We start from the raw sequence: 23,891 nt of genomic DNA on the forward strand, positions 1-23,891 counted from the left end.
ATTGTTCACAAGGATTTAAGGGAGCTATTATGCCAAAATTTATTGATCCACATGATGCGTATTTGAGTTTTCGAGAAGAAGTTCAAAATGACAGCCTTCAGCTTGAATCATGCAAACTCCATCCTGACATTAAGATGTATTTTGATGAAGTGGATTCTGGTGCTCGGTTTACCTATGCAACATTTAAAAATAAAATTGCAAAAGGCATTTTACAAATAGCACAATCAGGATGGGATAACGGCATTCCGTACTTCCAACTCGGAATAGCAGTGGGCAAAGAGTTTCGCAAGCAAGGCGTTGGGGAACAACTCACCCGAAAAGCATTGGAAGAATTTTTAGAACGTTTTCCTATCCCAAAAGGTGAAAAACTTGGCATTGAAGCTGTCATATCAACAGCAAATATAGCTTCCCAAAAACTCGCAGCAAAAATTTTCCCTAAACCACCGACGGCAATAACAGACAGTGTTTCTGGCAAACCAGCTCTCCACTATGAGTTTGTTAAAGAGGGATAGCTTGTTCCATCACTTTGCAGCGTAAAAAGGCTACGACACAGAAATGCTAGGTGCCTAAAACACCTAGAACGCAACGGTGCCCGCGTTCCGTAAACAGCGTGTTTTTTTTGCGCCTGTGGTCTATCCACTGGGGGGCTTCTTCGTAATTATCTTCGGGTGTGGATGAGATACAATACCCACAAGGAAAAGTAGTCCGCTGACTGACCAGGCGTGTTTGAGCAGGTTAACGCTCAGGCCCCCACCGTGCGGGTCACCCTGCCCTTGCTGGGTTAAACCCCAACAGCCATAACTATCAGCCCGCAGCCTCTTGAGGTTGCGGGCTTTTTTAGTGCACTACTTTAAGTTTTATGTATCACACTAAAATAACAGAATAAATTTCTTAAAGTTCTGTCTCCATTTTCTTCATCCTCCCTACCCTGCACTGACTCTCCCCCCACTCTGGGCATACACCCTCGCAAAAGTGACCTGCAAAATTGCGTCAGCCGGTGCCGCCTTCAGCAGCGCAGCAAGCTTATGGGCACGCTCTGCAAACGGGCTGGTGTGAAGCCTTTTGGCTTTCATGCCATCAGGCATTGCTCGGCGGCGGTGACATTCAAGGCTATGGGCCTCAATGGCGCACAGGTATTCCTTGGCCACAGCCGTGCGACCACCACCGACCGCTATGTGCGGTCTGCGGGCCTGTATGGAAGTCAGGATGGAATCTTGGAGGCTTTGGGCCAGAGCATGATCGGCTCTGCGGCAGAGAATCTGCTGGAAAAAGTAATGCCCCACGAGGGTCAAGCTCGTGAGGCATCTTGTAACCAAGGCATTGTAACCAATGCCATACAGTAATAGGGCAACTACGTTAACCCTTTGAATTCAATTGGCGTCCCCAAGGGGATTTGAACCCCTGTCGACGGCGTGAAAGGCCGTTGTCCTGGGCCGGCTAGACGATGGGGACGCGTCGTGAAGGGTGTATCTACGGCAAAGGTTCTCAAGTGTCAAGCATGTGTACCAAATTTTCTAATTTTTTTTCAATGGGCATATGGGCAATGTGAAGGTATTGCTCCGCCGCCCTCGATGAGCATCCCCACTCGCGCAGCATACTGCCCGCGCCGCTCCCCAAGCGCATCAGCCGGCGGCGCACGTTTTTACACATTACGTGCGGCGCTTACCCCCTCTACACATTGCAAATTTGCCCCGGCCTGGGGTATACACACGCCATGCAAAAATCTGGCAACACAACTCCCCGTTCCGGCAACGCGACGCGCTCTTCTGCCACGGCAGACAGCCACCGCGAAGAGCAACTGCGCCTTCTTCTGGACCTTTCCAACGTGGTGAACTCTGCCACAGATGTGGGTGTTGCCTTGAACAAGGCGCTCCAGCTCATGGCAGAACACCTGCACATGATGCGCGGCGCCATCACGCTCATTTCACCCAACAGCGGCGAGATACGCATCGAGGCTGCCTACGGCCTCAAACCAGCAGAGGCCCGCCGTGGCCGCTACGTTCGCGGCGAGGGCATCACCGGGCGTGTCATCGAAACCGGGCGCTCCATGTACATATCTAATGTATCAGAAGAGCCCCTGTTTCTTAACCGCACGCGCTCGCGCGATCTGGGCAAGGAAGGTATTTCGTTCATCTGCGTTCCCATCCGGCTCAATGACCAGGTGGTGGGCGCTCTTTCTGTTGACCACCTGCTGGTCGACGACGCCACGCTTGAAGACGAAATGCGCCTGCTCACCATCATATCTACCCTGCTTGGGCATGCGGCCCTTGAATCGCAGGGCCGCATGGATGAGGAAGCATCCTCTCCGCTTAGGCCACGGGGCTTTGTGGGCAACTCTGAAGTGATGCAAAAGGTGTATGCGCAGATTGCACAGGTCGCCCCCTCAAGCACCACGGTTTTTCTGCAGGGTGAATCCGGCACGGGCAAAGAGCTGGCGGCACGCTCCATCCATTCGGGCAGTACGCGCGCCAACAAGCCCTTTATTTCGCTCAACTGCGCCGCTCTGCCCGAAAACCTTATTGAAAGTGAACTGTTCGGCCACGAACGTGGGGCCTTTACCGGCGCAAATGCCACCCGCAAGGGGCGCTTTGAGCTGGCCAACGGCGGTACGCTGTTTCTGGACGAAGTGGGCGAGCTTTCGCTCATGACTCAGGCAAAGCTGCTGCGCGTGCTGCAGGAAAGGGCATTTGAACGCCTTGGCGGCATGGAAACGCACTATGTGGACGTGCGCTTTATCACGGCCACAAACCGCGATCTTGAAAAAATGGTCGAAGAGGAAACCTTCCGTCGCGACCTTTTCTATCGCCTTAATGTCTTTCCCATCTTTTTGCCGCCGCTCAGCTTCCGGCCAGAAGACATCCTGCCGCTGGCAAACCACTTCATCAAAAAATACGCGCAGGCCAATGGCCGCAGCAATGTGCGGCTTTCCCTCTCTGTTATGGACATGCTGCAACGCTACACGTGGCCTGGCAACATACGCGAGCTCGAAAACGTTATGGAACGCGCGGTGCTGCTGCTGGGCCGCGAAGGCCTGGTGCTGCCCCAGCACCTGCCCCCTGCCCTGCACGGCAGCCGGGCGGTTGTGAGCACAGGCCTTACGCCCGGCCTCATCCGGCAGGGGCTTTCCGGCAGTCTGCAGGAACAGCTGGACGAGCTCGAGCGCGCATCCATCACCGAGGCACTCGAATTCAGCCAGGGTCAGATGGGCAAAGCCGCAGCCAGCCTTGGTTTGACAGAAAGAATAATGGCTCTGCGCATGAAAAAATACGGCATCACCTACAAGGCGTTCCGCCCTGTTTACCGTAAGGGCGACGATGAGTAGAAAAATAAAAATCTACGCAAAGGTATATTTTTAGGAAGGCAGTTTTGGCCGATTTTTTTAAATTTTTTTAAATAAATTAATACAGTTACACAGAAAACACACCAAGTACTGCAACTTTGATCAATTATTTCTACATTTTTGTGTATTTTTGATTGTTTTCCGTAACTAGCGAAAATACAAAACAATATCTAAAGACCCTCCCCATGTCCCCCAATGGCGCATAGGGAGGGTCTTTTTTTTCAACACAAACGTAGAAATTATTCGATTCGTGCAAGAGTCTGCATTCACAGCACCGCGCTCATTAAATTAAAAAATAATATTAAATCAGTATATTGAATAGTTTTAATACCGAGAAAAACAACTTTGGCACACTTCATGCCTATACAGGTCATTGCTGCGGTGCTGTATCGCAGTAGTGGGCATGGCGCCGCCCACGAGGATGAGGTTTTATTAAACGCGGAACGGAACGACGGAAAACCAGCTAGCCGCACTGTGCGACTCACTGCCACCCTCACCGGTTCGAACTACGCTGAAGGATGTCCGTATGAACGCCTCGGATACTGCATTTATTCTGATCTGCGCCTCGATGGTCATGCTGATGACCCCGGCACTAGCCCTGTTTTACGGCGGCCTTGTTCGCTCCCGCAACATCCTGTCCACACATATGCACAGCTATGGCGCACTGGCGCTGATCTCTGTACTGTGGGCCGTTGTGGGTTACACCCTGGCCTTTGGTGAAGACGTGGGCGGCATTATCGGCGACCTTTCCTACCTCTTCCTCAAAGGTGTTGGCGGCGAGTCGGCTCCTGCGGCCACACAGCTGCCCCATACGGTATTTATGGGTTATCAGTGCATGTTTGCTGCTCTTACCGTGGCCCTTATATCTGGTGCCTACGCTGAGCGCATCCGCTTCTCTGCCATGCTTGTTTTCTCTGGCTTGTGGCTGCTCTTTGTTTACTCCCCCATGGCCCACTGGGTGTGGGGTGGCGGCTGGATGAGCAAAATGGGCGCCCTTGACTTTGCTGGCGGTGCAGTTGTGCACATGTCTTCTGGCGCGGCGGCTCTTGCCTGTGCCCAGGCCCTTGGACCGCGGCTTTCCACCGGCAGCTCGCATGCCACGCCCAACAACCTGCCCCTTACCCTGCTTGGCGGCGGCCTGCTGTGGTTCGGCTGGTTCGGCTTCAACGCTGGTAGCGCCCTGGTTTCCGGTCCTCTTGCTGGTCAGGCTCTTGTAACCACCCACATGGCTTCTGCCTGCGGTATTCTTGGCTGGATGCTCGTTGAATGGATTCGTACCGGCAAGCCCACAAGCCTTGGCGCCATCTCTGGTGCGCTGGCCGGACTTGTGGCCATCACCCCCGGCGCGGGCTTTGTTGAAGTGCTGCCCGCCATGCTCATCGGCTTTATTGGCGGCATCATCTGCTACGGCGGCGTGCTTCTCAAGAACAAGTTCGGCTACGACGACGCCCTTGACGTGGTCGGCATCCATGGCATCGGCGGCACCTGGGGTGCGCTTGCCACCGGCCTGTTCGCCTGCGCGGCCATCAACAACAGCGACGGCCTCTTCTACGGCAATCCCGAGCAGGCCTGGATCCAGATCGTGTCCATTGTAGCTACATGGGGTTATTGCTACATTGTTTCCCGAATCATCCTCTATGTGGTTGACGCTGTAGTCGGCCTGCGGGTTACGCCTGAGGAAGAATTCACCGGTCTCGATTTGAGCGAGCACAACGAACGCGGCTACTCCTTGTAGTCAACGGGAAACAGCAAAGGAACGACCTATGAAAAAGCTTGAAATCATCATCCGGCCCAGCATGTTTGACAAGGTTAAGGACGCGCTTACCGACATGGGCATCCACGGCTTGAACTACGTTGAAATCAAGGGATTTGGTCGTCAGCGTGGGCACACCGAAGTGTATCGCGGCACCACCATGCAGGTAGATTGCCTGCCCAAGATCAAGGTGGAAGTAGTGCTGCACGACGACATGCTGGAAACTGTTCTGAATGCTGTGGTTTCCATCTCCCGCACGGGACAGGTTGGCGACGGGAAAATTTTCATCAGTGAAGTTTTGGACGCCATCCGCATCCGCACTGGTGAACGAGGCGACGAGGCTCTGTAGTCCGGGTATAAGCCTGTGTTAAGCAACAAAACGAGAAAGGAGACGAGGGTATGAGTTCCCCCCGTAAAAAGGCAATCTTCAAGGCAGTGAATACTGCTGCGGTTACTCCCAGCAGTGCTGATGAAGTAGGTCGTAGCGCGGAAGACATCTTTGGCCGTTATGTGTTTGGCATCTCTACCATGCGCAAGCGCCTTCCCAAGGATGTGTTCAAGAAGCTGGCCAAGACCATCCGCGACGGCGAACGTCTGAATCCTGAAATCGCCGATGTGGTCGCCAACGCCATGAAGGATTGGGCCATTGAGAACGGTGCCACGCACTACACCCACTGGTTCCATCCCATGACCGGCCTCACTGCCGAAAAGCATGACGCCTTTCTGTCGCCCACCGTCGATGGTCAGGTCATCAGCGAGTTCTCTGGCAAGATGCTGATCAGTGGTGAGCCGGACGCCTCCTCGTTCCCTTCAGGCGGCATCCGTTCCACGTTTGAAGCCCGCGGCTATACCGCGTGGGATCCTTCCGTGCCGGTGTTCATCATCCCCTCTCCCTATGGGGCAGCCCTGCACATTCCTACGTACTTTTACTCGTATTCGGGCGAAGCTCTTGACCGCAAGATCCCGCTCATTCGCTCCATATCGGCCCTGTCGCGTCAGGCCTCGCGTATTCTCAAGCTCTTTGGCAACACCTCGTCTACCTACGTGCGTGCCAATGTGGGCCCAGAACAGGAATACTTCCTGGTTGACAAAAACCTGGCTGCCCTGCGTCCCGACCTTCTGCTGGCTGGTCGCACCCTGATTGGTGCCACCTCGCCCAAAGGTCAGGAAATGGAAGACCACTACTTTGGCTCCATTCCTCCCCGCGTGATGAGCTTCATGCAGGATCTGGAAAACGAGCTGCGTTCACTGGGCATTCCGGCCAAGACCCGCCACAACGAAGTGGCCCCCGGTCAGTTCGAAATCGCCCCTGTGTACGAAGAAGCCAACATTGCCTGCGATCACAACATGCTTTGCATGAACATGATGCGCCACATGGCTGGCAAGCACGGTTTTGTGTGCCTGGTGCACGAAAAGCCCTTTGCTGGCGTAAACGGCAGCGGCAAGCACAACAACTGGTCCATCAGCGATTCTGACGGCAACAACCTGCTCAACCCTGGTTCCACGCCGGTGGACAACGCCCAGTTCCTGGTATTCCTGGCCGCCGTGCTGCGTGGCGTGCATCTGCACAGCGCAGCCCTGCGCCTCGGTACCGTGGGTGCTGGCAACGACCATCGTCTTGGTGCCAACGAAGCCCCGCCGGCCATCCTGTCCGTCTACCTGGGCGAACAGCTTACCGACGTGCTCGACACCATCATCAATGGCAAGGGCTCCAAGAACAAGAAAAGCGCGGTCATGGAAGTGGGCGTTTCTACCCTGCCCCCGCTGCCCGTGGATCTCTCCGACCGCAACCGCACCAGCCCGTTTGCCTTCACCGGCAACAAGTTTGAGTTCCGCGCCGTGGGCTCCTCGCAGTCTGTGGCTCCGGTCAACATCGCCCTGAACGCGGCCGTGGCCAGCGCCCTGGACGACATTGCCACCGAACTCGAAGCTTCCGTTGCCGCTGGCACCGAGCTGAACGCGGCTCTGCAGGCTCTGCTGCCCCGCCTGTTCAAGGAACACATGCCCATCGTCTTCAATGGCAATGGTTATGCTGAATCCTGGGCCGAAGAAGCCGCACGCCGCGGCCTGCCCAACTACAACAACACCGTGACCGCCCTTGAACACTACAGCGATCCCGACGTCATGAACGTCTTCCTGCGCCACGGCATCCTGACCGAACGCGAAATTCTTTCGCGTCAGGATATCCTGCTGGAAAACTACAGCAAGACCGTGTGCATCGAAGGCAACCTCATGGCCGACATGATTCGCGCCTCTGTGCTGCCGCCCAGCCTCACAGCCCAGAACAAAGCTGCCGACGCGGTTGTTAAAACCCGCGCAGTGCTTGGCGACAAGGCTGCTGGCAGCGAAGAGGAATACTTTAACGAAGTGCGCGGGCACGTCGTTGCACTCCAGAAGGGTGTAGTGGTGCTGGAAAAGGCCGTGGAAAAAGCCCTGTGCACCGAAGGTGCGCTGGAACAGGCCAAGGCCGCTCGTGACGGCATTCTGCCCGCCATGAACGAATGCCGCACCCATGCCGACGCTCTTGAACGTCTGGTTGAAGACGACCTGTGGGTTCTGCCCAAGTATGCAGAACTGCTTTGGGCTCACTAGGTCGTTAAGAAATAGTTGGGGGCAGGGGGTCTCATCCCGGGGGGGAAGATGGTCTCCTTGCCTCCGGCCCCTGCGGTTTAGCTGCAGGGAGCCACAGGCCTCGCCGTTCGCCGCAACGGACGGCGAAGGCCAGTGGTCATCAAGCGGAGAGTCTGGCGGCTCTCCGCTTTTTTTTGCGCCTCTGGCTGCGGGCATGCGTTCGGCACCGGTCAGGCCGCACTGTGTTTACTTTTGCCTTGAATCAGAATAAATACTTATTTGTGATACTGCCAAGATAATTATGGGCAGCCTGTTTCGGCCCCCCGTATGATAAGGAGTATATATGGCTGCGACACTGCGCTTTACAAAAATGCAGGGCATCGGCAACGATTATGTCTATGTGAATGGCTTTGAAGAACGTGTGGAGAACCCCAACGACCTCGCCCGCCAGATCAGCGACAGGCATTTTGGTGTTGGCTCTGACGGTCTGGTGCTTATTCTGCCTTCCGGCACATCTGACGTGCGCATGCGCATGTTCAATTCAGACGGTTCTGAAGCGGAAATGTGCGGCAACGCCATTCGCTGCGTGGGCAAATATGTTCACGACCACGGCATCATTGCCAAGGATGTCATCCGCGTTGAAACCCGCGCCGGTGAAAAAATTGTTCGCCTGCTGTTTGAAGGCGGCGAAGTTTGCGGCGCAACAGTAGACATGGGTGAACCAGTGCTGACCCCCGCCAACATTCCCGTGCTGGTAGAGGGCGACACCAATGCCCAGCGTTTTGTGGGCCGCCCCGTTGAGGTTGACGGCGCTGGCTACGATATTACCGCCGTTTCCATGGGCAACCCGCATGCGGTTGTGTTCATGAAGGGCATTGACGATCTGGATCTGCCCAAGATCGGCCCCAGCTTTGAACACCACAGGCTTTTTCCGCAGCGCACCAACACCGAATTTGTGGAAGTGATCTCTTCCACCAAGGTGAGAATGCGCGTGTGGGAACGCGGTGCCGGCGAAACCCTGGCCTGCGGTACCGGCGCGTGCGCCGTGGCCGTGGCCTGCGTGCTCAACAAGCTCACTGGCCGTGAGCTTGATGTCGAGCTCAAGGGCGGCACCCTGCACATCCATTGGGACGAAATTTCAAACCATGTTTATATGACCGGCGGGGCCGTTACCGTCTTCACCGGTACTTACCACATCTGATTCAGAGGAATGTGATGACCAGCGTAAACAGCAATTTTCTCAAGCTGCAAAGTAACTATCTTTTTGCGGAAATAGCCCGCAAGGTCGCCTCCTTCAGGGAAGCAAACCCCGAAAAGCGCGTTATCAGCCTGGGCATCGGCGACGTGACCCGCCCGCTCGTGCCTGCTGTTGTGGCAGCCCTGCACAAGGCTGTGGATGACATGGGCGACGCCCCTACCTTCCACGGCTACGGCCCGGAACAGGGCTACGCCTTCCTGCGCGAAATCATTGTCGAGCACGACTACAAGGCGCGCGGCGTTGATCTGAGCGCCGACGAAGTGTTCGTGAGCGACGGAGCCAAGTCCGACGTGGGCAATTTTCAGGAACTGTTTGCCGCAGACAGCATCGTGGCCGTTACCGACCCGGTTTACCCTGTCTATGTGGATTCCAACGCCATGGCAGGCCGCTCTGGCGAATTTGATGGCAAGCAGTGGAACAGGCTTGTGTACCTGCCCTGCCTCAAGGAAAACGACTTTGTGCCGGAATTTCCCAAAACCCGGCCCGACATCATCTATCTGTGCTACCCCAACAACCCCACGGGCACGGTGCTTTCGCGCCAGGCCCTTCAGGGCTGGGTAGACTATGCGCGCCGCGAAGGCTGCGTCATTCTGTATGACTCTGCCTACGAGGCCTTCATTACTGACAGCTCCATTCCGCACAGCATTTATGAGCTGGAAGGCGCGCAGGAAGTGGCCGTGGAATTCCGCAGCTTCTCGAAAACCGCCGGCTTCACCGGCCTGCGTTGCGCCTACACGGTTGTGCCCAAGGCCTTGCATATCAGCGACGGCAAGGGCGGCAAGATCGCCCTTAACAGCCTGTGGAACCGCCGCCAGTGCACCAAGTACAACGGCTGCCCCTATATCGTGCAGCGTGCCGCAGCCGCCATCTACAGCCCGGAAGGCCGGGCACAGGTGATGGACGTGATTCACGGGTATCAGCGCAATGCAGAAAACCTGCGCGCTGCCACCACCGCCATGGGTCTTTCTGTCTACGGCGGCGTCAACGCCCCCTACATCTGGGTGCGAGTGCCCGATGGCATGACCTCGTGGGGCTTCTTTGACCATGTGCTGAACAACACGGCACTGGTGTGCACCCCTGGCGCGGGCTTTGGTGCTTCTGGCGAAGGGTATGTACGCCTCACGGCCTTTGGCTCTCCCGCCGATACGGAAGAAGCCATCAAGCGCCTTGCCTCGCTGAGCTAGGCTTCTGCGCAGTAAAATACCACTCTGCCAATGAGGCAGTAGCAAGCATAGACTGCACTTTTGCAGCATACCCCGTAATCGAAAAGCCCGTTCCCACTGCGGATGCCACAAGCACCCCTGTTGGAACGGGCTTTTTAACCGATAATAGCAGGCAAGACGCAAAAAATGTTGCCTATGCAACTGCAAATCACGCTGCAAGTGTGGCTGATCTGAATAGTGCGAACATGTTAATCCGGGGCTGTCACAACACCATGAGGGCGAACCATATTGAGACTACGTAGCATCAAAACAAAAAAAGGGCTTACGGTGGTTACCGTAAACCCTTGATTTTGCTGGTCGGGATGGCGCGATTTGAACGCGCGGCCTCAGCGTCCCGAACGCTGCGCTCTAGCCAAGCTGAGCCACATCCCGTTGAGAAAGGGAACATAAGCAAGACTGAGCACTTTGGCAAGTGATTTTTTATTTGTAAAAAAATAATGCCTGACGTAGCATATCAAAACTAGTGAGAGAATTTTTTGGAGTGAGCTTACCCTATGATTAGTGTCCTTGTGGTTGATGATTCAACCTTTATGCGTAACACCATCACCTCGCTCTTGGAGCAGGATTCTGAAATCAAAATCGTCGGCACAGCCCGCAATGGACAAGAGGCCTTACAAAAAGCCGAGGAGCTGGACCCAGACGTAATGACTCTTGATGTGGATCTACCCAAGCTGGATGGCCTGGGGGTTTTGCAGCAGCTCATGAAAAAAACGCCTCTTCCTGTGCTGATGGTGAGTTCGCTCACGCAGAGCGGCGCAGAAAGTACGTTGAAAGCGCTTGAATACGGCGCGCTCGATTTTATTCCCAAGAACATCAGCAGCGACCGCGAAAGCTTTGCTGCCGAGCTGCAAAAGAAAGTACGGGCCATTGCAAGACGTAAAACCATCATCAAACTCAAATACAGGCGCATAAACCAGATTCAGGTTCCGGTTCAACGCCCGCTGCCTTCACAGCCAGCCGATTACGTTCAAACGCCCTGCCAGGGCCCAAGAGATTTGGTGGTGATTGGTGTTTCCACCGGCGGCCCGCCGGTAGTGCAAAAAATTCTGTCGACGCTGCCAGAGGATCTACCCGCCTGCATACTTATTGCGCAGCACATGCCAGCGGCGTTCACAAATCCTTTTGCCAAGCGTCTGGACAGCGTGTGCAAGATCGGCGTCACCGAGGCCAAGGATGGCGACAAATTTAAAACTGGCCACGCCTACGTCTGCCCTGGGGGCAAGCACATTGGCATACGCATGCGCGGCCCCCTGCCCGAAATATTTGTGGCAGAAGAACCCCGCGATGCCCTTTACAAGCCGTCTGCAAACGTGCTTTTTGAAACTGCGGGCAAGGCGATGGGAAGGCGTACCCTGGGGGTAATTCTCACCGGCATGGGTTCAGACGGATGCGAAGGCTCAAAGGTGCTTCGCGAAAAGGGCGGCTGCCTTATTGCGCAAAACGAAGCCTCGTGTGTGGTTTACGGTATGCCCAAGGCAGTTGTAGATAACAAGCTTGCCAATCTCATACTTGATGTGGACGATATTGCTAACGCTATCATCACAACGGTCAGAGGCTGACCCCACAGTAGCAGGACATGACTATGAACATGGAAAATTCCCAGCACAAAGCAATTCTTGAAGCCTTGCAATCTGGCGCAAATGACGCGATCCGCGACGCGGCATTCAGCGCGGGCGACCAGGGGCTGCAAGATGCGGTTCCCATGCTCTGCGAACACATCAAAAGCCCCAGTGTGGGCGTTCAGGAAGCGGCAGAGTACGCCCTGCGCAAAATACGCGGCCCTCAGGTGGTTATTGCCTTGTTACCCCTGCTGCGCAGTGACGAAGCACCTGTGCGCAATGTGGCCATGGACATTCTGCGCGAAATCGGTTCGGACAGCATAGAAAGCATTCAGCCCTACCTGCAGAATGACGATGCCGACCTGCGCATCTTTGTAACCGATATTCTTGGTTACTGCCGCACACACCAGTCCTGTCTGCTGCTGTGCCGCGCTTTGCTCAAAGATCCGGAAGTAAACGTGCGCTATCAGGCCGCCGTAAGCCTTGGCACACTGGCCTTTCCCGAAGCTGTCAATGCGCTTTGCCAGGCCATGCACGATGAAGAGTGGGTACAGTTTGCCGTGGTGGAAGCCCTGGCAAAAATCAAGGATTACTCGGCTGTAAGCGCCCTCGTTAAGCTGCTCAACCAGGCTTCACCCCTGGTCAGCTCGGCCATTGTGGACGCGCTGGGCGACATGGGCGACGTAAAATCCATCCCCCTGCTCTTCAGCTCACTCGAAAACGTGCGCGAGGCCCTGCGCCACAAGATAGTAAAGGCCATTGTGCAGATTCTCGGCGGCAAGGGGCTCTCGCTGCTTGCGGTCAAGTCGCAGGAACGTATGCGCGCCTACATGCTTGATGCCCTCACCGACAACGATGAGGACATCCTGATGGCATCGTTGCAAGGCCTGAGTTCCATCGGCGCAGAGGATTGCACCGGCCCGATCATCGACATGACCGCCGGGCTCGATAAGGACCGGCAGGACGAACTGTACGAAGCGGCGATCAAAGCCATTGCGGCCATCGGCTATAACGATGCCGTCCGCGCTGCCATCACAAGCAAGGAAGAAGCGCGCATTCTGCTGGCCATGGAAGCTTGCCACCTCATGGCAGACAGCCGCTGCGTGGCCGACCTCAAGGAAATTTTCTGGAACGTCAGCCCCGAACTGCAACGCATGGCCGCCGGTGAAATGGCCCTGCTTGGCGATTGCGACGATTCCCCCTTCTTTGTCACCATCATGAATGATTCTGAAGATGCCGAAGTGCTCAAGAGCGCTCTGGTATTTTTTGGCAATCACCCCACCTGCCCCGATGTGGAAGATCTCGTCTTTGCCCAGATCGACCACAAGTATCTGGACGTGAAGGAAATGGCGCTTGAGGCCTGCATCAACCTGCACAGCCCCAAGCTCAACGAGTTGTTCAAGGAACGCGCCAGAGGCGAAGACCCAATGCAGCGCATGATGGCCGTGTACGCCCTTGGGCGCTACAGCATCGCCGAAAATATGGCAGAAATTACCGCTGCGCTTGAAGACGAGTACCCGCGTACGCGTCAGGTGGCGGTTGAGGCATTTTTAAACCTCGGCGAGCAGGCAGAAGAATTCCTGCCGCTGCTCTTGCCCCGTCTGGCTGATGAAGACAAGGACGTTCGCCTTGCCGTGATCGACCTGCTGGGACAAATCGGTTCTTCGACTGTGTTGCCATACATTCTCAATGCGCTTAACGATGAGAATGAATGGGTTCGCATCCGTGCCATAGACGCGCTGGGCATGCACAGGGTAGCCGATGCGGTACCGCAACTGGCCCAGATGCTTGAAAGTGCCAGCCCCATGGTTGCTCTCAAAATTGTTGAGGCTCTTGGCAAAATCGGTGGTAATGTGGCCTTCAGTGTGCTGCTCGGCATGATGAATCATGAAGATACTGAGATTCAGCATGCGTCGGAAGAAGCCTTGGCAATGATCCAGGCCGAACAGGAGTAGGTATGTCTCAGCCCCCTACGTTATTTCCCAAAAGCCCACTCGGCTCTGGCCAGACCAGTGGCACCACGTCGACCGGCAGCGCTACGCCCTCAACACTGGCAGAGCAGCGGCCAAGGCTCGGTACACCGGCAACGGCAGGTACTGCGCCAGCTGTGCCGCCAAGACCAGCCACTCCCGCGCCAGCTTCTCCCTTTAAATCCGCTGTCCCGCCTCTTGGCACACCTGCCCAACCGGCGGGAGCCGCTCCGGCGGGTTCTGCTTTTCGGCCCACAACGCCCGCCTCTGGCCTGGGCAGTGGGCTTGGCAGCACGCCTGCGGCAGCAGCACGCCCCCCGTTGGGCCAGTCTGGCCTTAATCAGTCTGGTCTGGGTCAAACGGGCCTTGGCCAATCCGGGTTTAGCGCAAACAGGCCGCCCCTGGGTTCAACCCTGCCCACGCGCCCGGCAAGCCCCACGCTTGCTGGCGGCATGGCGGCCCAGCGCCCATCGACGCAGCCCGCCACAAGCGCCCTGCGTCCGCCGCTCACGCCCGCTGCGGCCTTTCGCTCGCCCACACAGCCAGCAGACGCAGCCCGCGCTGCATCGCCCTTTCGTAAGGATCTGCAGATATCTGACGAGGAATTTCTGCAGCTGCGCGATTTTATCTACCAGCAGTGTGGCATTTTCATTGCTGAAAATCGAAAGTACCTTGTGGAAAACCGGCTTTCCAACCGCATCAAGGAACTGAACCTTAAAAGCTACAACGATTACTACAATTTTCTTCGGTTTGACGGCAGCCGCCGCACAGAGCTTAACAAACTCTTTGAGGTTGTTACCACCAACGAGACAAGCTTTTTCCGTAATCCGCCACAGCTCGAGGTATTCCAGAAAAGCGTGCTGCCCGACATTCTTGACCAGTGCCGCAAGGCGGGGCGCAAAAAGCTGCGCATCTGGTCTGCGGGCTGCTCCACCGGCGAAGAACCCTATACGCTGGCCATCATCCTGCACGAGGTGCTCAAGAGCGAAATTTCCAGCTGGGACATAAAGATCACCGCCAATGACCTTTCCGAGGCTGTTTTGGCGGCGGCCCGGCGTGGCGTGTACAACGACTACGCCCTGCGCACCACCCCCAAGGAAATTGCAGACGCCTACTTCATCAAGGAAGACACCCAGTACAAGATCAAGCCTGAACTGAAATCGCTCATATCATTCGGGCAGATCAACCTGAACGACAGGGAACAGCTCAAGCGGGTTGAAAAGTCGCAGATCGTCTTTTGCCGCAACGTCATCATCTATTTTGACGACGAAATGAAGCGCAAGGTCATCAACGCCTTTTACGACAACCTCGAAATCAATGGCGCGCTGCTTATCGGGCATTCCGAATCGCTGCACAATATCAGCCGCGCATTTCAGCTTGAGCACCACAAGGGCACTATTGTTTACAGAAAAATGAGCTGATGCTGAATACATGTGCGCAAAGATACTGGCCATTGCCAATCAGAAAGGGGGCGTAGGCAAAACTACCACTTCCATCACGCTGAGCAGCGCGCTGGCTCGTATGGGCAAAAAGATACTTGTGCTCGACCTGGACCCGCATGCCTGTGCCACATTGCATGCGCGCATATATCCTGAGGGCATAAACTGCAGCCTGCATGACCTGTTTCTTGCTCAGGAAGAAACGTGGCCGGTTCTGTGGCCTGACCTGATCCATCCGGCGGCGCTGCCGGGCGTGGACGTAGCCCCCGGCAGCATACGCCTGTCGGAGCTTGAGGTAGATTTTCGCGAGCGGCAGGCCAAAGGCAGCGTGCTGTTGCGCAGCATTGCGCATATTCGCGATAACTATGATTATATTATTCTGGATTGTCCGCCCCATGTGGGCATACTGCTGGTCAACGCCCTGGTGGCCTCAGACCTGCTGATAATACCGATCCAGACAGATTTTCTTGCCCTGCACGGGCTCAAACTGCTGTTTGACACGCTGCACACGTTGAACAAGGCATTGGGCAGGGCCATCCGCTACCGGGCGGTTCCGACCATGTATGACAAAAGGGCAAAGGCGTGCACCCGGGTTCTTGAACTGATGCGCCGCAAGATGGGACAATCCATGTTTTCGACAGTCATTGGCGTAGACACGCATTTTCGCGAGGCCAGCGCCCAGGGTTGCACCATTTATGACATTGATGCCCGCTCACGGGGAGCCATTGGTTATGATTCGCTTGCGCAGGAAGTGCTAAAACTATGGTAAAAACGCCCGAAGAATACTTTGCCGACCAGTGCCTTGCCGTACCGCAGCCTGCGGATTCAACGCTGAGCGCAGCTGAGCAGGCATTTGTACAAAAATATCTTGGCAGTGACGCGCTGCAGGATATGCCGGTGCAGGAACCGGAGCAGGTGCTTGCCGGTGCTGCCCAAACCACCAGCGCCGCCCATGGGCTTGGCGATGAGGCACACCCGGCCGGGCGCAAGGAATCAGGAGCCCACGCCCCTTCGCTGCGTACCCGGTTGGCAGCGCTTGAACAGGTACAGATGGTTTCGTTTTACATTCGCGAACAGGTTTTTTTGCTGCCAGTTTCAGTCATTGTTGAGGTGCTGCGCTACATGCCTCTGACAAGGCTGCCCATGGCACCGCCTTTTATCGCAGGTGTGGTCAACCTGCGCGGCAAGGTTACCCCCCTGCTGCACCTGGATGCCCTGCTGACCACAGACCAGACCATGCGCTACACGGAAAAGAGTTTTATCATTGTTTGTGGAACCGACGACATGCAACTGGGCCTGATAATCGACAAGGTGCATACCATGTACATGGTTTCAAAAGACAGCATAAGCTGGAATATTGAGGCGCAACTGGGCGAAGGGGCCGACTTCTTGTGTGGGTTGGCCAATATTGGCGAGCGCCTCCACGGTATTATCGACCCTGAACTGATCGTGGAAAAGCTTATAGAGGTATGACCTCAGCGTAGTTGGCACTTTGACATATTCGACTTGCCAACAATCTGAATAATCTCTAGGGTTCTGTGAATTTTTATACGGCAGCCAACATCAGACGGACAGGATCACACTTATGAAAAAACATATCATGGTCGTTGACGACTCCAAGACTATCCGTAACCTGGTGGCCTTTGTTCTGAAAGGCGAGGGCTTCAAGGTGAGTACTGCCGAAGACGGCATGGACGCCATTGAAAAACTCTACAGCCTTGAGCCTGTCGACCTTATTGTTTCGGACGTGAACATGCCCCGCATGGACGGTTTTACGTTTATCAGAACAATTCGTGCTCAGGATGCCTATAAGGATATTCCCATCATCGTGCTTTCAACAGAAGGTCAGGAAAAGGACATTCAGACAGGTATGAGCCTCGGTGCCAACCTTTACATGGTTAAACCCGCCCAGCCTGAAAAAATGGTTCGTAATATAAAGATGCTTCTGGGCTAGCCGATAAGAAAGACAGTATATGTCCAATTCGGACAATAGTGTGCTTTCAGCCATATAAAGGTATAGGTTATGAGCCAGGAATTTTTTGATCCGGAACTTTTCGCCGACTTTATCGCGGAAGCCAAGGAACATCTCGAAACTATCGAGCCGAATCTGCTTGAGCTTGAAAAAGCTCCGGACAACCTTGCCCTGCTGAATGATATCTTTCGTCCCATGCACTCCCTCAAAGGGGCATCGGGCTTTCTGGGGCTGAACCGTATCAACCAGCTTGCACACAAGTCAGAAAATATTCTGGACGAACTGCGCAAAGGCACCATGGTTGTGACCTCGGAAATCATGGATGTCATCCTGGCCTCCACAGATGCCCTGCGCCAGATGATCGACAATCTGGAATCCACCAACGCCGAAGGCGACGTGGAAATTGAACATATCATGGCCCAGATCGACGCCATCATGGCTGGCGAAGTTGCGCCGCAGCCAGCGGCGGAGCCAGAGGCCGTAGATATGCCCCCGGCAGAAGAATCTGTGGCAGCAGAAGCCCCGGCTGAAGCTTCCGCATACGCGGAAACCGCTGAACAGGCTGAAGAAGCCGACAGCGCCCCTGAAGATGCAGCCGACGAAGACGCCGACAAGCAGCTCAACGGGGCCGGAATAAAGCAGAATTCGGGCGAGCCTGCCATGTCTGGCAAGGACTGGGTGCTTACCCTGCCCGAAATCCCTTCATATACCCTTACCGCCTTTGGCGAGGGCCACCTGAAAGATTTTATCGATGAGTCCAACGACACCATCGAAAACCTTACCAATGCCCTGCTGGATCTGGAAGAAAACCCCATTGGCCGCGACGAACTGGTCAACGATATCTTCCGCTTCTTCCACAACATGAAGGGCAACAGCGGCATTATCGGCTACACCGAGCTCAATGCCCTTACCCACGAAGCAGAAACCCTGCTCAACAATGTTCGGCAGGGCAAGATTACGCCCACGCACGAGCTCATCGACCTCTTGCTGCTCGTTGTGGATGTGCTTGAAGCTCTGGTACAGAGAATCAACATTGAAGGCGGGTCTGCCACCCCCTTCATCATAGACCCTGTGGTCAAACAGCTGCAAATAGCGCAGACCGGCGGCCCCATTTCCCTGCCCACGGAGCTTCTCGAAGCCCAGGCCAGCCAGAATGGCTCGGACCAGCAGGAAGCCGAGGCCGATGAAGCCGTTGCCGAAACGGCACCCGCCGGGGAGCATGCACCCGTTGAGGTGGTCATGCCCACCATCATTGCCGTAGGCACTGAAAACGAAGACATTGACGCTTTTAGCGCCACCGTGCGCCAGCAGTTTGAGATCATCCACGCCGGGCTTGAAACGCTCAAGAAGGATGGCAGCCACAAGGAATCCATAGATGCCCTCTACCGCTGCCTTATGGCGGTCAAGAATGCCTGCGCCTTCATGGAATTTGAAGAAATCAAGGTCTATGCAGAACGCACTGCTGGTATTGTGGATCAGGGACGCATCAGCGGCATTGATTTTGAACTCATGGTTGATCTGCTGGAGCAGGAAGTTGCCATTATCCGGGACATGATCCAGCAAAAGATTGACAGCGCTTCAGCTCCTGCTGCCGCTGCAGCAGAGGCACCTGCCCCTGAGGCCAAAAAGGAAGAATCCCCCGCCAAGCCGGAAGTAAAGGCAGAAAAAGAACCTGCCGCTGCCAGTGCCCCTGCCGTATCTACCGCTGCTCCTGAGGCCGCAAAGCCCCAGCAGCCTGCCACGGCAGAACCCGCCGCGGCCAAACCGGTGGCGCAGGAAAAGCCCGCCGAGGCTGCCAAGCCTGCCGCTCCAGCCAAACCAGCAGCCCAGGCCAAGCCTGCGGCTCCAGCCAAGCCTGCGGCCCCGGCAAAGCCTGCAGCTCCGGCAGCCCAGGCGGCAGCCCCTGCCCAGGAAAATCACAAGGGCTCTTCTACCATCCGCGTTGACCATGAGCGCCTCGACCATCTCATGAACCTGATTGGCGAACTCATCATCAACCGCAACAGGTACACCCTTATTGCCCGCTCGCTTGAAGACAGTGGGCATGATGTGGATATTTCGCAGGTTGCCCAAAGCCTCTCTGAAACCACCTATGCCATGGCGCGCATTTCTGATGATTTGCAAGACACCATCATGAAGGTACGCATGGTTCCGGTTTCTTCTGTTTTCTCGCGCTTTCCCCGGCTGGTACGCGACCTTTCGCGCAAAAGCGGCAAGGAAGTTGACCTGGTCATGGAAGGTGAAGAAACAGAACTGGACAAGAGCGTGGTGGAAGTTATCGGCGACCCCCTCGTGCATCTTATCCGTAACTCTGTTGACCACGGCATCGAGTCCGAAGAGCAGCGGCTGGCCGCTGGCAAGCCCGCCAAGGGCAAGGTTGTGCTGCGAGCCTTTCACAAGGGCAACTCAGTGGCCATTGAAATCGAGGATGACGGCAAGGGCATCGACCCCGCAAAAATGCGCGAAATCGCTGTGCGCAAGGGAGTTATCACTCCCGAAGAAGCCGCCCAGCTCGACGACCGTGAATCGCTGGAGCTCATCTTTGCACCCGGTTTTTCGTCGGCAGAAAAGATCACCGATATTTCTGGCCGCGGCGTGGGCATGGACGTGGTGCGCACCAACATCAAAAACCTCAAGGGCAGCGTCAACACCTACTCCGAGGTGGGCAAGGGCACGCGCTTTACCCTGAGCCTGCCCCTCACGCTGGCAATCATTGATGCTCTTATGGTCAATGTTTCCGGTCAGATGTACGCCATCCCCCTTGATGCGGTTTCTGAAACCACCAAGATTGAGGCCGAGCGCCTTACAGACGTCAAGGGACGCAAGGCCGTCACCTTGCGCGGCGAAGTACTTGGTGTTGTTGAACTTTCAGAGATGCTGGGCCTGCCCCGCACCGATCCTCTGCCCGATGTGCTCTCGGTTGTGGTCATTCACGACAACGAACGCCGTCTGGGCCTTGTGGTCGACCGCCTGCTGGAACGCCAAGAAATCGTTATCAAGCCTCTGGGCGCATACCTGGGCGACCTCAAGGGCATTTCTGGCGCAACCATCATGGGCGACGGCTCGGTCATTCTGATTCTCGACCCGCACGAAATCTACATACTGGCCACATCCAAAGCCTCATCCATGGGATCGGGCGAACAGGGCAAACAGGCAGTATCAGCCAGAATGTAATATTGAATGCACTATCGAAGGGGGCTACGGCCCCCTTTCTGCATTTCAGCCTTTCACGCAGAGGGAAAATCATGATCGAACTTCTGAGCAACCGTCGCAGCATCCGCAAGTTCACAACCGAAGCCGTGAGCGATGAGCACCTTGAAAAGCTGCTTGCCGCGGCCCTGTTGGCCCCTTCCTCAAAAGATACCCGCCCTGTCGAGCTTGTGGCAGTGCGCGACAAGGCTATGATTGAAACCCTTGCCGCCTGCCGTGACTCGGGAACCATGCCACTGCGCACAGCGACACTGGTGCTGGCTGTAACGGCTGACACCAACAAGGCCGACGTATGGGTCGAAAATGCCTCTATCGCCGCCACACTGGTGCAACTGGAGGCGGAAAGCCTTGGTCTGGGCTCTACATGGGTGCAGATGCGCCTGCGCACCAACGGTGCAAAATCTGCCGAGGACGAAGTTCGCAAAACCCTTGGCATTCCACAAAACTATGGCGTACTCTGCCTGCTGGCCATTGGGCACAAGGATGAAGAAAAGCAGCCCCGTCAGCTCGATGCTGCCGACTGGGCCCGCACCCACAAAGAGCTATTCTAGCCTTCTGCTGTGTTTTTATGGGCACCTTTCGGAATTTTTGCATGGTTCCGTAAGGAGGCAATGCTCATTCCAGACGCTCCGGGCCCCCAAGCTGGCAAGACAAAAAGCCCGGCAGCCATTTTTTGAGAAAATCTCTTGCCTTTCCATACTGCATGAGCTATATGACCTTTTCGCGCGGTTACGCCCACATGCAACGCTGTCATTATTTTCGGCGCGGGCCTAGTTTTATGCCGCATTTGAAACGAACTGTTTTTTTGCATATACGGAGGAAAGTATGAGCAAGGAATGCATCTTTTGCGGCAAAAAGCCCCAGGTCGGCAATCTTGTGAGCCACTCCAACATCAAGACCAAGCGCCGCTTCAATCCCAATTTGCAGCGTGTGCGTCACCAGTTCCCCGACGGCAGCGTTCGCACCCTTTCCGTGTGCACCCGTTGCATTCGCTCCGGCGCGGTGACCAAGCCCACGGTGCGTAAGCAGGCTTAATTGCCCGTCTTTTGCAGCTTTTAGCCCCGACAGGTTACTGCCGGGGCTTTTTTGCTTATGCGCACCATAACGCCAAGAATTTTTGTTTTTTCGCGCTACTGGCGCTTGAGGCGCAGGCCCAACAGCCTGCCTCTCAGCTGGCGTCCTGTTGCCAGCAGCCAGGGCACTACGCGTTACACACGATTTCGCGAGCTGCTTCTGGTACTCAATGCCTGCGGCATACCGCACCAGACCATCCAGATGAGCGGCAGGGAATACATCTATGTGCCTGCGCTGCTGGAGAACGTGGCCCTTTACGAGCTGGGGGCCTTTGTAAAAGAAAGCATCACCCCTGCTCCACAAGCGCCACCGCTTCCCGTGTACCCTCACGCCTTTGTGGCCGCCCTTGCCCTGCTGCCCCTCATACTCTGGTACGGCTGGCGCGTGGGCTGGTGGCACGTGCCTCCTCTGCTGCCAGCGCCGGAACTATGGAACAGCGCGGGTGTTCTGGACGTGGTGCGGGTGCGCGTTTTCAACGAGTGGTACAGAACAGTCACCGCTCTCACCCTGCACGCCAGCCTGACCCACCTTTGCGGCAATGTGGCCTTTGGCTCCATATTTCTCACCTTGCTGGCCCGCCTTACCGGTATTGGCAGAGCCTTGTGGCTCACCCTGCTGGGCGGCGCGCTGGGCAATGCCCTTACGGTTCTGCTGCGGCCACGCCCCGTGCTCAGCCTGGGCTTTTCAACCGCGCTGTTTGCCAGCATTGGTGCAATTTCCGGCTACATGGCCTGCCAGCAACAGGGCAGGCGCAAGGCCATGCTGCCCGTGGCTGCTGCCGCTGCACTGCTGGCAATGCTGGGCACAGAAGGCGAAAATACCGATTATGCCGCCCACCTGGCGGGGCTTGGCTGCGGGCTGGCGCTGGGCGCTTTTGAGGCCTGGCGAGTGCGCAGCGACCGCGCGGGGCTTGGACAATGGCTGGCAGCGGCGGTCACCGCCCTGCTTGTGGTCTCGGCCTGGTGGTTGGCTTTTGCAACCATCAACAGCTGACCATAGCAGCTGACCACAGACTGCAAAACGGCCCTGACGTGCTCACGCATATCAGGGCCGTTGTTTATTTTTTCAGCTGGCCTCATCGGCCCAAAATCTGGCTCAATCCGCGCCACTCCAATCTATAGTGGCTTGCTGTTCTGGCTCAACCTGTGCAGTGTGCGCCCCAACGGGGCTTCACGATGGAAAAGCAACAGGGGCAGTATGGCCCCGATTGCAAGCGCGCACATGATAAAAAAAGCCGTCAGCCCATTATAGACCACACTCACCAGCACAGTCTCGCCCTGCGCAGTACCGGCAGTATTAAGAAACTTGAGCGTCGCCAGAATGGCCTTGTAGGCAAACATGCCGGGAATCATGGGCAATAGTGCGGGAAACACAAACATTTCTGCCGGGGTATGACACCGCCGCGCAATGGGCATGCTGCAGAATGAAATTATCAGGCCTGCGCAAAGCGAAGCGCTGGCAATGCCCACGTGGGCCTGCAACAGCAAAAAACGGCTCATATGCCCGGCGGCGGCCAGCAATCCGGCCATCACGGCTATGCGCTTGGTAGGCCGCGATATGGCGGCAAAACCAACGGCGGCAACCGCCGCCAACGCACCATCAACAAGACAATCTGTCAGCATCATAGCGAGTCCACTCCCATAAGCAACATGGTTGTGGCCAAGCCCAAGGCAATGCAGATGATCAACGTGCTTGCCTGAATAAGCCGTGAAACGCCCATGAGCACATGGCCGTCGAGAATGTCGAGCATGGCGTTGATAAGCGGAATACCGGGGATAAGAAAGAGCACGCTGGCAGCCATGGCGGTTTGCGGCGTGCTGCCCAGTTGCAGCACAACGCCCAGCGATGCCAGCAGCGATGCCGCAAATGAGCACAGAAAAAAGGTGACCTTCAGATCAAGGCCCCAGTGCAGCAGCTTTTGCCGCAGATAAAAGCCCAGCAGCGTTGCAGCAAAAACCAGCCCCATGGCGGGCAGGTCGCCGTTAAACAGACCGCAAAATGCCGCATTGGCGCAGGCCACAAGAAAACGCAGCAACACGGGATTGAGAGTGGGCACTGCGCAAATGGCGCTGAAACGCTGGCGCGCCTCGTCAAGGCTGAGGCCCTCGTCAGCTATGCTCCAGCTCAGGGCGTTGAGCGCGGCCACCCTCTGAAAATTGGGCGCACCCGAAACAATGGAGCTCACTGCAGTGCGACGCTCCGCAGGAATGCCCCCCTCGGCGGGCTTGATGACCGAAAGCATGAGATGCTTGGGAAAGATCGCCAGTTCAACCTCAAAGCCGTAGGCCCGCGCTATGCGGCAGGCGGTGCGGTCCACCCGTGTGGTCTGCCCGCCTGCCCCAAGCAAGGTCGAAGAAAAAACCTGAATAAACTCGATAAGTTCTTTGGCGGTAAGCACAGCCCCATCAGTACCGGTGGCGCTACCAGCGCCGCCTTCGCCCTGTATTGTGCCGCTTTCGTTGCAAACCGCCGCCATAGCAGGCAGACCATTACAACTACCCTGCCCGTTGATCAAACCCATA

At 56.0% G+C, this 23,891-nt stretch carries 20 protein-coding genes and 2 tRNA genes; 18 read left to right on the forward strand and 4 right to left on the reverse strand.

Features of this window, described 5'->3' with window-relative positions; genetic code table 11:
• Window positions 1-29: 29 nt before the first annotated feature.
• Together F8N36_RS08265 and F8N36_RS08270 are read left to right on the forward strand one after the other, a co-directional pair.
• On the forward strand, window positions 30-512 hold the full coding sequence (locus tag F8N36_RS08265) for a GNAT family N-acetyltransferase (RefSeq protein WP_291332323.1): 483 nt from the start codon (window positions 30-32) through the stop codon (window positions 510-512).
• 585 nt (window positions 513-1,097) lie between these two features.
• Window positions 1,098-1,343 (forward strand): hypothetical protein, encoded by a 246-nt coding sequence (locus F8N36_RS08270; protein WP_291332324.1) that lies wholly within the window; start codon window positions 1,098-1,100, stop codon window positions 1,341-1,343.
• A gap of 32 nt (window positions 1,344-1,375) precedes the next feature.
• On the opposite strand, the gene F8N36_RS08275 is transcribed toward F8N36_RS08270, so the two are convergent.
• Window positions 1,376-1,452: transfer RNA gene (locus F8N36_RS08275), tRNA-Glu, on the reverse strand.
• 262 nt (window positions 1,453-1,714) lie between these two features.
• On the opposite strand from F8N36_RS08275, the gene F8N36_RS08280 reads away from it, so the two are divergent.
• The 6 genes from F8N36_RS08280 to F8N36_RS08305 all read left to right on the forward strand — a co-directional run bounded on the left by F8N36_RS08280 (window position 1,715) and on the right by F8N36_RS08305 (window position 10,106).
• Window positions 1,715-3,322: a sigma 54-interacting transcriptional regulator gene (locus F8N36_RS08280; RefSeq protein ID WP_291332325.1), complete on the forward strand. Its 1,608-nt coding sequence runs from the start codon at window positions 1,715-1,717 to the stop codon at window positions 3,320-3,322.
• Window positions 3,323-3,866: 544 nt separating this feature from the next.
• Window positions 3,867-5,075 carry an ammonium transporter gene (locus F8N36_RS08285; protein ID WP_291332326.1) on the forward strand — a complete coding sequence of 403 codons (1,209 nt, stop codon included), beginning with the start codon at window positions 3,867-3,869 and terminating at the stop codon, window positions 5,073-5,075.
• Between the two features lie 28 nt (window positions 5,076-5,103).
• Window positions 5,104-5,442, forward strand: a complete 339-nt coding sequence (locus F8N36_RS08290; RefSeq protein WP_291332327.1) for a P-II family nitrogen regulator — start codon at window positions 5,104-5,106, stop codon at window positions 5,440-5,442.
• Between the two features lie 50 nt (window positions 5,443-5,492).
• Window positions 5,493-7,685: a glutamine synthetase III gene (locus tag F8N36_RS08295; protein WP_291332328.1), complete on the forward strand. Its 2,193-nt coding sequence runs from the start codon at window positions 5,493-5,495 to the stop codon at window positions 7,683-7,685.
• 322 nt (window positions 7,686-8,007) lie between these two features.
• Window positions 8,008-8,865, forward strand: a complete 858-nt coding sequence (gene dapF / locus F8N36_RS08300) for a diaminopimelate epimerase (RefSeq protein ID WP_291332329.1) — start codon at window positions 8,008-8,010, stop codon at window positions 8,863-8,865.
• Window positions 8,866-8,879: 14 nt separating this feature from the next.
• Complete coding sequence (locus F8N36_RS08305) at window positions 8,880-10,106, forward strand: LL-diaminopimelate aminotransferase (RefSeq protein ID WP_291332330.1); 1,227 nt, start codon at window positions 8,880-8,882, stop codon at window positions 10,104-10,106.
• 333 nt (window positions 10,107-10,439) lie between these two features.
• Here the strand turns inward: F8N36_RS08305 and F8N36_RS08310 are convergent.
• A tRNA-Pro gene (locus F8N36_RS08310) sits at window positions 10,440-10,517 on the reverse strand.
• Between the two features lie 122 nt (window positions 10,518-10,639).
• Between F8N36_RS08310 and F8N36_RS08315 the strand changes: the two genes are divergently transcribed.
• From F8N36_RS08315 to F8N36_RS08360, 10 genes are all read left to right on the forward strand, one after another.
• The gene (locus tag F8N36_RS08315; protein WP_291332331.1) at window positions 10,640-11,704 is read left to right on the forward strand and encodes a chemotaxis response regulator protein-glutamate methylesterase; all 1,065 of its coding nucleotides are present in this window, start codon (window positions 10,640-10,642) and stop codon (window positions 11,702-11,704) included.
• 23 nt (window positions 11,705-11,727) lie between these two features.
• Window positions 11,728-13,659 (forward strand): HEAT repeat domain-containing protein, encoded by a 1,932-nt coding sequence (locus F8N36_RS08320; protein WP_291332332.1) that lies wholly within the window; start codon window positions 11,728-11,730, stop codon window positions 13,657-13,659.
• A 599-nt stretch (window positions 13,660-14,258) separates the two neighbouring features.
• The gene (locus tag F8N36_RS08325) at window positions 14,259-15,095 is read left to right on the forward strand and encodes a protein-glutamate O-methyltransferase CheR (protein WP_291332601.1); all 837 of its coding nucleotides are present in this window, start codon (window positions 14,259-14,261) and stop codon (window positions 15,093-15,095) included.
• A 10-nt stretch (window positions 15,096-15,105) separates the two neighbouring features.
• The gene (locus F8N36_RS08330) at window positions 15,106-15,882 is read left to right on the forward strand and encodes a ParA family protein (RefSeq protein ID WP_291332333.1); all 777 of its coding nucleotides are present in this window, start codon (window positions 15,106-15,108) and stop codon (window positions 15,880-15,882) included.
• The gene (locus F8N36_RS08335) at window positions 15,876-16,586 is read left to right on the forward strand and encodes a chemotaxis protein CheW (protein ID WP_291332334.1); all 711 of its coding nucleotides are present in this window, start codon (window positions 15,876-15,878) and stop codon (window positions 16,584-16,586) included. The genes F8N36_RS08330 and F8N36_RS08335 overlap by 7 nt, the downstream gene beginning before the upstream one ends.
• A gap of 112 nt (window positions 16,587-16,698) precedes the next feature.
• Window positions 16,699-17,067: a response regulator gene (locus F8N36_RS08340; RefSeq protein ID WP_291332335.1), complete on the forward strand. Its 369-nt coding sequence runs from the start codon at window positions 16,699-16,701 to the stop codon at window positions 17,065-17,067.
• Between the two features lie 69 nt (window positions 17,068-17,136).
• Window positions 17,137-20,259, forward strand: a complete 3,123-nt coding sequence (locus F8N36_RS08345) for a chemotaxis protein CheA (RefSeq protein ID WP_291332336.1) — start codon at window positions 17,137-17,139, stop codon at window positions 20,257-20,259.
• Between the two features lie 71 nt (window positions 20,260-20,330).
• Window positions 20,331-20,846, forward strand: a complete 516-nt coding sequence (locus F8N36_RS08350; RefSeq protein ID WP_291332337.1) for a nitroreductase family protein — start codon at window positions 20,331-20,333, stop codon at window positions 20,844-20,846.
• Between the two features lie 274 nt (window positions 20,847-21,120).
• Window positions 21,121-21,330 (forward strand): 50S ribosomal protein L28, encoded by a 210-nt coding sequence (gene rpmB, locus F8N36_RS08355; protein WP_291332338.1) that lies wholly within the window; start codon window positions 21,121-21,123, stop codon window positions 21,328-21,330.
• Between the two features lie 57 nt (window positions 21,331-21,387).
• Window positions 21,388-22,362 carry a rhomboid family intramembrane serine protease gene (locus tag F8N36_RS08360; RefSeq protein ID WP_291332339.1) on the forward strand — a complete coding sequence of 325 codons (975 nt, stop codon included), beginning with the start codon at window positions 21,388-21,390 and terminating at the stop codon, window positions 22,360-22,362.
• Between the two features lie 122 nt (window positions 22,363-22,484).
• Here F8N36_RS08360 and F8N36_RS08365 read toward each other — a convergent pair whose 3' ends face one another.
• Entirely contained in the window at window positions 22,485-22,994 is a 510-nt protein-coding gene (locus F8N36_RS08365; RefSeq protein WP_291332340.1) for a threonine/serine exporter family protein, read from the reverse strand.
• Window positions 22,991-23,890 (reverse strand): threonine/serine exporter family protein, encoded by a 900-nt coding sequence (locus F8N36_RS08370; protein ID WP_291332341.1) that lies wholly within the window; start codon window positions 23,888-23,890, stop codon window positions 22,991-22,993. Before F8N36_RS08370 ends, F8N36_RS08365 begins: the two co-directional genes overlap by 4 nt.
• Between the last annotated feature and the right edge of the window lies 1 nt (window position 23,891).

Source organism: Desulfovibrio sp. (genome assembly GCF_009712225.1).
GTDB lineage: Bacteria > Desulfobacterota > Desulfovibrionia > Desulfovibrionales > Desulfovibrionaceae > Desulfovibrio.